The sequence below is a fragment of the Serinicoccus sp. JS2-9 genome (genome assembly GCF_059025165.1).
Genome location: NZ_CM180091.1, coordinates 2741396 through 2754635 on the forward strand (window position 1 = coordinate 2741396; position 13240 = coordinate 2754635).

General features: G+C 73.5%; 11 protein-coding genes. 1 reads left to right on the forward strand and 10 read right to left on the reverse strand.

Going from position 1 to position 13240, the window contains the following annotated elements; genetic code table 11:
- Positions 1-5 precede the first annotated feature (5 nt).
- The 9 genes from aroB to AC5PYY_RS13300 all read right to left on the reverse strand — a co-directional run bounded on the left by aroB (position 6) and on the right by AC5PYY_RS13300 (position 10466).
- The gene (aroB, locus tag AC5PYY_RS13260) at positions 6-1091 is read right to left on the reverse strand and encodes a 3-dehydroquinate synthase (RefSeq protein WP_493897277.1); all 1086 of its coding nucleotides are present in this window, start codon (positions 1089-1091) and stop codon (positions 6-8) included.
- On the reverse strand, positions 1088-1594 hold the full coding sequence (locus AC5PYY_RS13265; protein ID WP_493897278.1) for a shikimate kinase: 507 nt from the start codon (positions 1592-1594) through the stop codon (positions 1088-1090). Before AC5PYY_RS13265 ends, aroB begins: the two co-directional genes overlap by 4 nt.
- A complete protein-coding gene (gene aroC / locus AC5PYY_RS13270; RefSeq protein ID WP_493899379.1) occupies positions 1591-2850 on the reverse strand; it encodes a chorismate synthase in 1260 nt (419 codons plus the stop codon). Before aroC ends, AC5PYY_RS13265 begins: the two co-directional genes overlap by 4 nt.
- A 74-nt stretch (positions 2851-2924) precedes the next feature.
- Entirely contained in the window at positions 2925-3638 is a 714-nt protein-coding gene (locus AC5PYY_RS13275) for a prepilin peptidase (RefSeq protein WP_493897279.1), read from the reverse strand.
- Positions 3635-4492 carry a shikimate dehydrogenase gene (locus AC5PYY_RS13280; protein ID WP_493897280.1) on the reverse strand — a complete coding sequence of 286 codons (858 nt, stop codon included), beginning with the start codon at positions 4490-4492 and terminating at the stop codon, positions 3635-3637. The genes AC5PYY_RS13275 and AC5PYY_RS13280 overlap by 4 nt, the downstream gene beginning before the upstream one ends.
- Positions 4462-5721 (reverse strand): endolytic transglycosylase MltG, encoded by a 1260-nt coding sequence (gene mltG, locus AC5PYY_RS13285; RefSeq protein WP_493897281.1) that lies wholly within the window; start codon positions 5719-5721, stop codon positions 4462-4464. The genes AC5PYY_RS13280 and mltG overlap by 31 nt, the downstream gene beginning before the upstream one ends.
- Positions 5718-6245: a Holliday junction resolvase RuvX gene (gene ruvX, locus AC5PYY_RS13290; RefSeq protein ID WP_493897282.1), complete on the reverse strand. Its 528-nt coding sequence runs from the start codon at positions 6243-6245 to the stop codon at positions 5718-5720. The genes mltG and ruvX overlap by 4 nt, the downstream gene beginning before the upstream one ends.
- On the reverse strand, positions 6242-8932 hold the full coding sequence (gene alaS / locus AC5PYY_RS13295; RefSeq protein WP_493897283.1) for an alanine--tRNA ligase: 2691 nt from the start codon (positions 8930-8932) through the stop codon (positions 6242-6244). The genes ruvX and alaS overlap by 4 nt, the downstream gene beginning before the upstream one ends.
- Before the next feature lie 145 nt (positions 8933-9077).
- Positions 9078-10466, reverse strand: a complete 1389-nt coding sequence (locus tag AC5PYY_RS13300; protein ID WP_493897284.1) for a replication-associated recombination protein A — start codon at positions 10464-10466, stop codon at positions 9078-9080.
- A gap of 18 nt (positions 10467-10484) precedes the next feature.
- On the opposite strand from AC5PYY_RS13300, the gene AC5PYY_RS13305 reads away from it, so the two are divergent.
- Positions 10485-11267, forward strand: coding sequence for a GNAT family N-acetyltransferase (locus AC5PYY_RS13305; protein ID WP_493897285.1), 783 nt, complete (start codon positions 10485-10487; stop codon positions 11265-11267).
- 149 nt (positions 11268-11416) lie between these two features.
- Here AC5PYY_RS13305 and aspS read toward each other — a convergent pair whose 3' ends face one another.
- Positions 11417-13213 carry an aspartate--tRNA ligase gene (gene aspS / locus AC5PYY_RS13310; protein WP_493897286.1) on the reverse strand — a complete coding sequence of 599 codons (1797 nt, stop codon included), beginning with the start codon at positions 13211-13213 and terminating at the stop codon, positions 11417-11419.
- Positions 13214-13240 lie beyond the last annotated feature (27 nt).

Below are 13240 nucleotides of genomic sequence, written 5' to 3' on the forward strand. Positions count from 1 at the left end.
GGGCGTCAGCGGCTGGCGCTGACGGCGGCGTAGGCGGCCACCAGATCCTCCTCGCTCGGCCCGACGAGCCGGGTCGGCCGAGCCAGGCCCTCCAGCGCCACGAAGCGCAGGGTCGAGCCCCGGGTCTTCTTGTCGCGCGCCATCGCGGTGCGCAGCTCGTCCCAACGACCGGGGCGGTATGCCGTCGGCAGCCCCACGGCGTCCAGCACCGCTCGGTGCCGCGCCAGGAGGGGGGCGTCCGTCACCCCCGCACGGTGCGCCAGCTCGGCGACGTAGACCATCCCCACGGCCACCGCGTCGCCGTGCCGCCAGGTGTAGTGCTCGACCTGCTCGATCGCGTGGGCGAAGGTGTGGCCGTAGTTGAGGATCTCGCGGAGCGAGGACTCGGTGAGGTCGGCCGCCACCACCTCGGCCTTGACCTGCACGGCCCGGGCGATGAGCTCGAGGGTCAGCCCGGGGTCGGCGGTCGGGTCCACGGCGGCGGCCGGGTCGGCCTCGACCAGCTTGAGAATCCGAGGATCCGCGATGAACCCGCACTTGATGACCTCGGCCAACCCGGAGACGTAGTCGGGCCGCGGCTGGGTCGCCAGCCAGTCGGGGTCGCACAGCACCTCGACCGGCGGGTGGAAGGCTCCGACGAGATTCTTGCCCTCCTCGGTGTTGATCCCGGTCTTGCCGCCGACGGCGGCGTCGACCACGCCGAGCAGCGAGGTCGGGACCTGCACCACCTCGACCCCGCGCAGCCAGCTGGCCGCCACGAAGCCCGCGAGATCCGTGGTCGCCCCACCGCCCACGCCGACGACGAGATCACTCCGCGTGAAACCCGCCCGACCGAGGGTCCCCCACAGCTCGGCCAGCACCTGGACCGACTTGGCGGCCTCCGCGTCCGGCACCGGCGCGAGCAGCGGACTCGCCCCCGCGGCAGCCAGCACGTCGGCGGCCGCGCCGGCCAGCTCCCCGCGGCCCTCCTGGTGCACCACGAGCACCCGGCGCCCCTCGCCCGCGTGCTCCGCGAGGCGGTCCAGGACCCCGGGGCCGAGGCGCACGGCATACGGCTGCGCCCCGCCCACCTCGACGACGCGCCCGCTCACCGCAGCCACTCCTGGACCTCGTCGGCCACCTGCTCGGGCGTGCGCCCGGCGGTGTCGGCGCGCAGCCCGGCGAGCGACTCGTAGGTCGGGCGGCGAGCGTTCATGAGCCGGGTCCACGAAGCCCGCGGGTTGACGAGGAGCAGCGGTCGGGAGGAGTCGAAACCCACGCGGGTCGAGGCGTCCGCGATGCCCACGTCGAGGAAGACGACCCGGTGACCGCCCTCCCGCAGCGCGTCGGCGACCGGCTCCTGCATCACCGCGCCGCCGCCCAGGGCGAGCACGCCGTCCTCCTCGGTGAGGGCCCGGACCACCTCGGCCCGCTCCAGCGCGCGGAAGGCGGCCTCGCCGTCCTGGACGAAGATGTCGCTGATGGCCCGCCCCTGCGCCGCCTCGATCGCCGCGTCCGTGTCGTGCAGCGCCACGCCGAGCCGCTGCGCCAGCACCCCGCCGACGGTCGTCTTGCCGGACCCGGGCGGGCCGATGAGCACGACCGCCGGACTCACAGCGGCTCCGTGGCCGGCGTGCGCTGGTGCTCCGCGATCGCGGCGAGGTAGGCCGCGTGGTTGCGCGCCACCTCGCTCACCGAGTCCCCACCGAACTTCTCCAGGACGGCCTCCGCCAGCACCAGCGCGACCATGGCCTCGGCCACCACGCCGGCTGCGGGGACGGCACAGACGTCGGAGCGCTGGTGGATGGCGGTGCCGGCGTCGCCGGTGGCGGTGTCGACCGTGCGCAGGGCGCGAGGGACGGTGGAGATGGGCTTCATCGCGGCCCGCACCCGCAGCACCTCGCCGGTGCTCATCCCGCCCTCGGTCCCGCCGCTGCGCAGGGTGGCGCGCCGGACCAGTCCGTCGTCACCGCGGTCGATCTCGTCGTGCGCCTCGCTGCCGCGGCGGGCCGCAGTGCGGAACCCCTCGCCGACCTCGACGCCCTTGATCGCCTGGATCCCCATGAGGGCCCCCGCGAGGCGGGCGTCGAGGCGGCGGTCCCAGTGGACGTGCGAGCCGAGGCCGGGCGGCAGGCCGTAGACCACCACCTCCACCACGCCGCCGAGGGTGTCGCCGGCCTCCTTCGCGGCGTCGACCTCCGCGACCATGGCCGCCGAGCGCTCCGTGTCGAGGGTCCGCACCGGGTCGGCGTCGACCCGGTCGACGTCCTCGGGCCGGGGCAGGTCATCGAGGATCGGAGCGTCGTCGTCCGCGGAGGCCAGCCCGGCGCGCCCGATGCTCACCGTGTGCGAGACGAGCCGCACCCCCACGGTCTGCTCCAGGAAGGCCGCGGCCACCGCGCCGAGCGCCACCCGCGCCGCCGTCTCCCGCGCCGAGGCCCGCTCCAGGATCGGCCGGGCCTCGTCGAAGCCGTACTTCTGCATCCCGACGAGGTCGGCGTGCCCGGGCCGTGGCCGGGTGAGGGAACGGTTGCGCGCGAGCTCCTGCGGGGCGCCCACGTCGTCGGCCCGCTGCAGCGCGTCGTCGCCCACCGGCTCCGGGCCCATGACCTCCTGCCACTTGTGCCACTCGGTGTTGTCGATCTGCAGGGCCAGGGGTGACCCGAGGCTCAGCCCGTGCCGCATGCCGCCGAGGAAGTGCAGCCGGTCGGCCTCGAAGGACATCCGTGCCCCCCGGCCGTAGCCCAGGCGGCGCCGGGCCAGCGCACCCTCGACGGCCGTGCGCTCGATGCGCACGCCGGCGGGCAGACCCTCGATCACGGCGGTGAGGGCAGGGCCGTGCGACTCCCCCGCGGTCAACCAACGAAGCATGCCGAGCATCTTCCCATGCAGCGCCGACACCCCCGCGACGCACCCGGGCATCGTCCCGGCATACCCGCCCGAGCTCAGCCCGCGAGCATCGACGGGCCGACGAGCAACCCCAAGAGCGCGCCCAGCATCATCGCGGGACCGTAGGCGAAGTGGCCCCGCCAGCTCACCCGCCGCGCCACCAGGAGCCCCAGCGCGAACAGCCCGCCCACGAGGAAGCCGGCATAGATCCCGACGATGGCCTCGGCCCACCCGAACCAGCCGAGCGCCGCACCCAGCACCACCGCGAGCTTGACGTCCCCCAGCCCCAGCGCCAGCGAGCCTCGGGCCAGCGACAGCAGGGCGATGAGCAGGTAGAAGCCGCCGGCGGCCAGCCCCGCGAGCAGCGCCCGCAGCAGCGGGTCGACACCCCCGCCGACCAGCGCCGCGACCGGCAGCCCCACGGCGAGGGTGCCCATCGTCGGCCACATGATCCGGTCGGGCAGCCGGTGCACGTCGAGGTCCATCGCCGCCAGGCAGACCGTCGCCAGCACCACGACGAGCAGGGTGGCGGTGAGCGCGGTCGCGACCAGCCAGGTGGGCACCGCGTCGTCGGGCACCTGCCAGATGCGGTGCATCACGGCGCCCGCGCTCAGCCCCAGCGCCACCGGCACCCACCAGCGGCGCCCCGGTGAGGGCATGTCCAGCTCGTCCGGCTTGCGATAGGTCGTGTCGTGCAACCAGCGCGCCACAGGCACGCCGAGCACCCCCACGACCACCGCCACGAGGGAGGGCAGGACGAGGTCGGTCACCGGGGACCGTCCAGGTGCGGCGCGAGCGCGCCCGCCATGGCCTCCACGGGCGCGGCCCGTCCGGTCATCAGCTCGATCTGTCGCGCGGCCTGATGCAGCAGCATGCCGGTACCCCTCACGACCGTGACCCTACCGGCGCTCACTGCCGCGACCGCACGGGCCAGGGCGCTCGGCCACGGGGCGTAGCTCACGTCGAGCACGACCGGCGCGTCCCCCGACCCCGGGTGCAGCGCCGGGGCGGGTGCGGTGCCGGGCAGCGTCCCGACGAGGACGTCGACCTCACCCCCGCCCAGCGGTATGCCGTCCGCGAGCCTCCCGACGCTGGTCTCGAGCTCGAGCCGCTCCAGGCAGGCACGGGTGTCGGGCCGGACGTCGTCGCGCACGAGCAGGCGCACCTCGCGGACGCCGAGCGCCCGCAGCGCGAGGACCGTAGAACGGGCCGTGGCGCCGCCTCCCAGGACGACCGCGCGGCGGGGTGCCGGCGCGCCGGCCTCGACCAGCGCGGTGGCCAGGCCGTGGACGTCGGTGTTGTCGGCATACCACCCGCCGTCGCGCGGCAGCAGCGTGTTGGCCGCCCCGGCGAGGACCGCCACCTCGCTGGCGTCGTCGGCGACGGCGAGCGCCTCCTCCTTGCCGGGCATGGTGACCGAGAGCCCGGCCCACTCGGGGCCGAGCGCCCGGACGTGCCGTGCGAGGCCACCACGGGGCACCTCCGTGCGGTCATAGCTCCAGCCGGTGAGCCCTAGGGCGGCGTAGGCCGCCCCGTGCAGCACCGGTGACAGTGAGTGGGCCACGGGTGACCCGATGACGCCGGCCCGCCGGGTCAGCACTGGTCCGGGTTGTCCTCGCACCACTGCAGGAACAGCTCCTGGTTGACCAGGTGCTCCTCGTAGGTGTCGGCGAAGCGCGTCTCACCCGTCGACGGGTCGACGGTGACGAAGTAGACCCAGTCACCAGGCTCGGGGTTGAGCGCCGCGTCCAGCGCGGCCTCCCCCGGGCTGTTGATCGGCCCGGGCGGCAGGCCCGGCGTCCCGTAGGTGTTGTAGGGACTGTCGTTGGCGCGCTGCTCCTCGGTCGTGCCAGCGAGCCCGCGCTCCTGGTAGATGAAGTGGACGGTCGAGTCCATCTGCATGTAGCCGTTGGTCTCGGAGTTGCCCTCGAGCCGGTTCTCCATGACCCGCGCGATTCGCGGCAGGTCCTGGGCGAACTGCCCCTCACCCTGCACGATGCTCGCCTTGATGACCACCTCGCGCAGGTCCGTCTCGGGTATGCCGAGCTCATCGTAGGTCTGCACGCCTCGGTCGATCATCGCCTGGAGCTGCTCCTGCGGCGTGGTCTCGGGGGTGAACTCGTACGTGCTGGGGTAGAGGAAGCCCTCGAGCTCACCCTCGGCTGCGGCCGGAAGGTCCAGGCTCGCCGGGTCGACCGCCTCGTAGTCGGCGACGTCGTGCTCGGTCCCCTCGGCGAGGACCTCGAAGGTCTCGGCGACCCAGAGACCCTCACGGACCGTGACGCCGTCGAACTGGCGGTACTCCGGGTCGAGCAGGCGGTCCAGCGCCGCATCCGAGCTCATCTGGTTGGCCATCCGGTAGACCCCGGGCTGGATCGACGAGGAGTCCGGGTTGGCCGACAGCGCCGCGGTGAAGATCTCGGCCGAGCCGACGACATCCTCATCGACCAGGATCTGGGCGATCTGCTCCCCCGCGGCTCCCTGCGGGATCTCGATCATCACCTCGCCGGTGCCCTCGCCCTCGTAGTCCGTGGCGGAGGAGCCGCCACCCCCGAGAGAGACCTCGGGCAGGATGGAGCGCACCGCTCCGAAGGAGTAGACCGAGGCCACGACCACGACGACCGCGGCGAGGATGAGCGCGAAAGCCTTGAGCACCGGGTTGCGCCGCTTGCGCCGGCGCGGACGGAACATGTGCGCCTCGGGGTCGGGCTGGGGGTCGACGATCTCGTCCGCGAGGGACTCGTCGTACTCCGGGGTGCGCCCCAGGCCGAGCACGCTGTCGTCGTAGCGCGCGCCGGGTCCGCGCGCGTCGTACTCGTCCCAGTCGTCGTGCCCACCAGGTGGCTGGCTCATCTGAAGTCCTTCGCGTCAGGGTCGCGAGACCGTCGTGCCCGGGGCTTGCGCGCCTTCAGGGGTGCGCCGGCGGGACGGCCGGCACGGCGCGAGTCCAGGGCTCCCTGGAGGATAAGCACCGCCGCGGCCTGGTCGACGACGCCACGCTGGTCCCGTCCGGCCACGCCGCTGGCGTGCAGCGCCCGGTGGGCGTCCACCGTGGACAGTCGCTCGTCCCACAACCGCACCGGCACCTCCAGGCACCGTTGCAGCCGCTCAGCGTACCGGCGCGCCCGCTGCGCGGCCACTCCTTCGCCCCCATCGAGGGACCGTGGCAGCCCGACGACCACCGTGACGGCACCTCGCGCGCGGGCCTCGTCGGCGATCTGGGTCAGGTCCCGCTCGGCGTCGTGGTCCCGGGCGAGGGTGGCGACGGGGTGGGCGAGAAGGCCGAGCGGGTCGGACGCGGCCAGGCCCACGCGGGCCTCGCCCACGTCCACCCCGAGGAGCACGCCCTCGGTGGCCTCGCCGCCGTCCTCGCTCACGCGCGCAGCGCGTCCTCGACCGCGGTCAGCGCCGCGCCGGTCTGGCTGGGGTCCTGACCGCCGCCCTGGGCGAGGTCGTCCTTGCCGCCTCCGCCGCCGCCGAGGGTCTGGGCGGCGACCTTGACGAGCGCACCGGCCTTGACGCCCCGCTCCCGGGCCGCCTCGTTGGTGGCCACGACCACGACCGGCCGTCCGCCGGACGCACCGGTGAGCGCGACCACCGCGGGCCGGTCGCCGCCGAGCCGGGCCCGCAGGTCCGTGACGAGGCGGCGCAGATCGTCCGCGGCCGCGCCGTCGCCGGCGTCGTGACCGAGGTAGGTCACGCCCGCGACGTCCCGAGCCTGCTCGACCAGCCCTGCCGCCGCGGACAGCACCTGGCTGGCCTTGGCCTGGGCGATCTGCTTCTCGGCGTCCTTGAGCCGCGTCATCAGCTGGGCGACGCGGTCCTGGAGCTCGTCCGGCCGGACCTTGAGCGTGTCGGTCAGCTGGTTGACGATGACGTTCTCGCGGGCGAGGTGCTGATAGGCGTCCGCCCCCACGAGGGCCTCGACCCGGCGCACGCCGGAGCCGATCGAGGCCTCGCCCATGATCTTGACCAGCGAGAGCTGGGCGGAGTTGAGCACGTGCGTGCCACCGCACAGCTCCAGGCTCCAGGGGCCTCCGACCGAGACCACCCGCACGACGTCGGGGTAGCGCTCGCCGAAGAGCGCCATCGCGCCCATCTCGCGTGCCTCGGCGAAGCTCATCTCCGCCGCGCTGACCTGCAGGTCGTCCATGAGGCGCTCGTTGATGCGCGCCTCGACGGCGGCCAGCTCTGCCGCGTCCAGCCCGCGGGTCGCCCGGAAGTCGAAGCGGAGCCGCCCGGGCGCGTTCTCCGAGCCGGCCTGGGTCGCGGTGTCGCCGAGCGTCTCGCGCAGCACCTTGTGCACGATGTGGGTCGCGGTGTGGGCCCGGGACACCGAGGCCCGTCGGAGCACGTCGATCTCGCTCGACGCGGTCTCGCCGACGGCGATCTCCCCCTCCCGGAGTCGGCCACGATGGACGACCAGACCCGGGATGGGCCGCTGCACGTCGGTCACCTCGAAGAGGCCGCCGCCCGCCAGCCGGATGGTCCCGTGGTCGGCGAGCTGACCTCCGGCCTCGGCGTAGAACGGGGTGCTCCCGAGGACCAGCTCCAGCTCGGCCCCGTGCTCGGCGTCCGCGCACTCCACGCCGGCCCGGTCGACCTCGACCCCGCCGGAGAACACCGCCGCGACGGGCGCCTCGCCCGACATCGCGTCATACCCGGTGAACTCGGTGGCCGCCCCGAGGCGGTCGGCGACGGAGCGGTATGCCGTGGTGTCACCACGCCCGGACTTGCGCGCCCGCGCGTCGGCCTTGGCGCGCTCGCGCTGCTCGGTCATGAGGCGGCGGAAGCCGTCCTCGTCGACCGAGAGCCCCTGCTCGGAGGCCATCTCGAGGGTGAGGTCGATGGGGAAGCCGTAGGTGTCGTGCAGCGCGAAGGCCTCGGCGCCGCCGAGGCGGGTCGACCCGGACTTCTTGGCCTGGGCCACCGCAGAGTCGAGGATGGAGGTCCCGCTCTCGAGGGTGCGCCGAAAGGCGTCCTCCTCGGCGTAGGCGACCTCCTGGATCCGGCCCCACTGCTCCTTGAGCTCGGGGTAGGACTTGCTCATGACGTCCTTGCTCACCGGCAGCAGCGCGGGCAGGGCCGGGTCGTCGACGCCGAGCAGTCGCATCGAGCGGACGGCACGGCGCAGCAGGCGCCTCAGGACGTAGCCGCGGCCCTCGTTGCCGGGGACCACGCCGTCGCCCATGAGCATGAGGCCGGAGCGGACGTGGTCGGCGACGACGCGGAACCGCACGTCGTCGTCGTGGTCCTCGCCGTAGGTCTTGCCGCACATCTCCTCGGCACGCTCGATGACGGGGTAGACCTCGTCGATCTCGTAGAGGTTGTCCACGCCCTGGAGCAGGTAGGCGACCCGCTCCAGACCCATGCCGGTGTCGATGTTCTTGCTGGGCAGCTCCCCGACCACGTCGAAGTCGGTCTTGGAACGGACCGCCGAGAGCTCCTCCTGCATGAAGACGAGGTTCCAGATCTCCAGGAAGCGGTCCTCGTCGATCGCCGGACCGCCGTCGGGGCCGTACTCCGGCCCTCGGTCCACGTAGATCTCGCTGCAGGGACCGCCCGGGCCGGGCACCCCGGTCGACCAGTAGTTGTCCTCCAGGCCCCGCTCCTGGATCCGCTCACGCGGCAGCCCGGCGACGCGGCTCCAGATCTCGATGGTCTCCTCGTCGCCCTTGAGCGCGGTGACCCAGATCGACTCCGGGTCGAAGCCGAGGCAGCCGTCGTCCTGCGAGCCGGTGATGAACTCCCAGGCGTAGGCGATCGCGCCTTCCTTGAAGTAGTCGCCGAAGGAGAAGTTGCCGTTCATCTGGAAGAACGTGCCGTGGCGGGTGGTCTTGCCGACCTCCTCGATGTCGAGGGTGCGCACGCACTTCTGCACGCTCGTGGCGCGCTTCCACGGCGGGGTCTGCTGGCCCGTCAGGTAGGGGATGAACGGCACCATGCCGGCCACCGTGAACAGCAGCGTCGGGTCCTGGCTCACCAAGGAGGCGCTGGGCACCACCGCGTGCCCCTTGCTCTCGAAGAACGACAGCCAGCGGCGGCGGATCTCGGCGGTTTCCATGATCTCCTCGACGGACGGAAGGCGGGCCTATCCACTCTAGACGACGCAGCCCTCGCGCCCCCGCACCCCATCACCCCCGATCGGCAGCCCCGTCTGCACGCTCCGGCAGCCCCGTCTGCACGCTCCGGCAGCCTCGGGTATGCGGTCAGTCGCGGTCCCGGGGCGCCCCCCGGATGATCCGGCGCAGGTCGCGCCAGCGCGGGCCCAGCCGCTCCTCCCACCCGCGCGTGGTGGGCTGGTAGTAGTCGGCCTCCACCAGGTCGTCGGGCAGGAACTGCTGCTGCCCCACCCCGGCCGGCTCGTCGTGGGTGTAGCGGTAGCCCTCGCCGTGACCGAGGCGCGCGGCCCCGGCATACCCCGTGCCCCGCAGGTGCGGCGGGACGGGTCCGCCCTTGCCCGCCCGGACGTCCGCGATGGCGGCGTTGATCGCCGCGTAGGCGGCGTTCGACTTCGGCGCGAGCGCGTTGTGCACGACCGCCTGCGCCAGGATGATCCGCGCCTCCGGCATGCCGATCTGCGCCACCGCGTGCTGGGCGGCGACCGCGGTCTGGAGGGCCGTGGGGTCACCCATGCCGACGTCCTCGCTGGCCGAGATGACGATGCGCCGGGCGATGAAGCGGGGGTCCTCCCCCGCCTCGAGCTGCCGGGCCAGGTAGTGCAGCGCCGCGTCGACGTCGGAGCCTCGCATCGACTTGATGAAGGCGCTGGCGACGTCGTAGTGCTGGTCACCGGCCCGGTCGTAGCGCACTGCAGCCTGCGCCATGGCCTGCTCGACCTGGGCGAGGGTGATCTCCGTGACGTCGTCCTCGCGCCCCGCCGCCCGGTCGTCGGCGGCCACGCCGGCCGCCGCCTCAAGCGTCGTGAGAGCCCGGCGGGCGTCGCCCCCGGCCATGCGGACGACGTGCTCGGTGGCCTCCTCGGCCAGCGTGTGGGCACCGCCCAGACCACGCTCGTCCTCCAGCGCCCGCCCGATGACCCCACGCACGTCGTCGTCGTCGAGCGAGGTGAGCGTCACCAGGACCGACCGGGACAGCAGCGGCGCGATGATGGAGAAGGAGGGGTTCTCGGTCGTCGCGGCGACGAGGATGACGGTGCGGTTCTCCACCCCGGGCAGCAGGGCGTCCTGCTGGGCCTTGGTGAAGCGATGGATCTCGTCGAGGAAGAGCACCGTCTGCCTGCCGTGCAGCGAGCGCTCCTGGACGGCCTGCTCCATGACGGCGCGCACGTCCTTGACCCCGGCGGTCACGGCAGAGAGCTCGACGAAGGTCCGGTCGGCGGCGTGGGCGACGAGGTGGGCCAGGGTCGTCTTGCCGGTGCCCGGTGGCCCCCACAGGATCGCCGACAACGGTCCGGCCGCTCCCCCGCTGCCCTCGATGAGCCGGCGCAGCGGGGAGCCCTGCCGCAGCGCGTCGCGCTGGCCCACCACCTCGTCGAGGGTGCGGGGTCGCATCCGGACCGCGAGGGGCGCGAGCAGCGCCCCGCTCGCGTCGGACGCGCTCGGATCGCTTGCGGCGGAGGTGAACAGGTCCGTCACGCCTGTCAGGCTAACCCCGTGCCCCGACAGACCCCGCCTCGGCAGGTCACCCACGCCGAGCTGCTCGAGCGCTCGGCCGCCGACCCGTGGGTGCGCTGGTGCCTCCCCGATCCCCTGCCCGGCGAGGCGTGGGTGCACGACGACGTCGCGGTGGTGCAGCGGCGAGGGCACCGGCCCGGTTTCTGGATCGCTCCCCTCCCCTCCGGTATGCCGTCACGCACCGAGAGCGACCGCGTCCGGTCGGCGCTCACGGGGCTCCGCGACGGCGACCACCTCAGGCGTCTCGGCGCCCGCTCGGTCTCCGTGCCACAGGCCCATGCCGCGATGGCGCACGCCGTCCTGGACCTGGCCGACGGAGGCGACTGGGAGTGGCGCTGGACCGAGGACGAGCCGCCCGTCGACGCCCGCGAGCGACACGTCATACCCCTGGACGACCGGGAGGACGAGGCCGAGCTGCGCGCCTTCACCGAGCGGCACAACCCGCGGGTGTGGACCGAGATCGGGACCGGTCGGGTCCACCGATGGGTCGGGCTGCGCGACCCCGCGGGCGACCTCGTCGCGATCGGCGGGGCCGAGCGGGAGGCGACCGGCATCCCCCACCTGGCCGGCATCGTGACCGCGCAGCACCGGCGCGGCGAGGGGTTGGCGTCGGTCGTCTCGGCGGCCCTGACCCGATGGTCCCTGGCCGAGCACGGCGTGTGCACGCTGGGGATGTTCAGCGACAACGCCGCTGCCCGGGCGGTCTACGACCGGCTCGGCTACCGCACCGCCCGCGCCTGGCACTCGCGGATGCTCACCTGACGACCTCCTCGGCGTGTCGCGCACAGGACAGTCATGCCCTGCTGCCTGTCGCTCGCCCGCACGTGCATCACGCAGCAGGCACCCTGCAGCAACACAGCCCTGGACCTCCGGCTCACTGCTGTGCCGACTCCTGCTCCGCCGCAGCCGGGCTACTCGGCGCTTGCCTCGTCCGGCTCCGGCTCGGCGTCCACGCCGGCCTCCGCGCGCTGCTCGGGCGTGATCGGGGCCGGCGCGGCGGTCAGCGGGTCGAAGCCCCCGCCGGACTTGGGGAAGGCGATGACGTCGCGGATCGAGTCGGTGCCGGCGAGCAGCGCCACGATCCGATCCCAACCGAAGGCGATGCCGCCGTGCGGGGGCGCGCCGAACTTGAAGGCCTCGAGGAGGAAGCCGAACTTCTCCTGCGCCTGCTCCGGCGTCAGGCCCATGATCGCGAAGACCCGCTCCTGGACGTCGCGGCGGTGGATACGGATCGACCCGCCGCCGATCTCGTTGCCGTTGCAGACGAGGTCGTAGGCATACGCCAGGGCTGAGCCCGGGTCCGACTCCAGGGTGTCGAGGAACTCCGCCTTCGGCGAGGTGAAGGCGTGGTGCACGGCGGTCCAGGCGCCGGCGCCGACGGCCACGTCGCCGGAGGCCACCGCGTCGGAGGCCGGCTCGAAGAGCGGCGCGTCGACCACCCAGAGGAAGCTCCAGGCGCCCTCGTCGATGAGCTCGCAGCGGCGCGCGATCTCGCCCCGGGCCGCGCCCAGCAGGGCCCTGGAGGGCTTGGTCGCACCGGCGGCGAAGAAGACGCAGTCACCCGGCTCGGCGCCGACGTGGGCAGCCAGGCCGTCCCGCTCGGCGTCGGAGAGGTTCTTGGCCACCGGCCCACCGAGCGTGCCGTCCTCGGCCACGGTGACGTAGGCCAGGCCCTTGGCCCCGCGCTGCTTGGCCCACTCCTGCCAGGCGTCGAACTGGCGCCGCGGCTGACTGCCACCGCCGGGCATGACCACGGCGCCGACATACTCGGCCTGGAACACCCGGAACGGCGTGTCCGCGAAGTAGTCGGCGCACTCGGTGATCTCGACGCCGAAACGCAGGTCGGGCTTGTCCGAGCCGTAGCGACGCATCGCCTCGGCGTAGGTCATCCGCGGGAAGGGCGTCGTCAGCTCCACCCCGATGGTGCGCCAGACCGCGGCGGCGACCGCCTCGCCGAGCTCGATGACGTCGTCCTGCTCGACGAAGCTCATCTCGATGTCGAGCTGGGTGAACTCCGGCTGCCGGTCGGCGCGGAAGTCCTCGTCGCGGTAGCACCGGGCGATCTGGTAATAGCGCTCCATCCCCGCGACCATGAGCAGCTGCTTGAACAGCTGCGGGCTCTGCGGCAGGGCGTACCAGCTGCCCGGCTGCAGCCGCGCGGGCACGAGGAAGTCGCGTGCCCCCTCGGGCGTGGACCGGGTGAGCGTGGGGGTCTCGATCTCGACGAAGTTGCGCTCGGCGAGCACGGTGCGTGCAGCGGCGTTGACCTTCGACCTCAACCTGAGGTTCTGACCCGCCGCGCTGGCGCCGGGCCGGCGCAGGTCGAGGTAGCGGTGCCGGAGCCGCGCCTCCTCGCCGACACTGACCCGCTCGTCGATCTGGAAGGGCAGCGGCGCGGCCTCGCTCAGGACCTCGATCTCGGCGGCGACGACGTCGATGCCGCCGGTGGGCAGCTCGGGGTTGACGTCCTTCTCGGCGCGGTCGGTGACCTCGCCGGTGACCTTGACGCAGTACTCGCTGCGCAGGTCGTGGGCGGTCCCGGTCAGGACCTCGTCGCGGGCCACCACCTGCACGACACCACTGGCGTCGCGCAGGTCGATGAAGGCCACGCCGCCGTGGTCGCGGCGCCGGGCCACCCATCCGGTGAGGGTCACGGTGGTGCCGACGTGCTCGGGCCGCAGGGTGCCGGCCTCGTGGGTGCGAAGCATGATCTCTCTCCTCTCGGCGCGGCACGC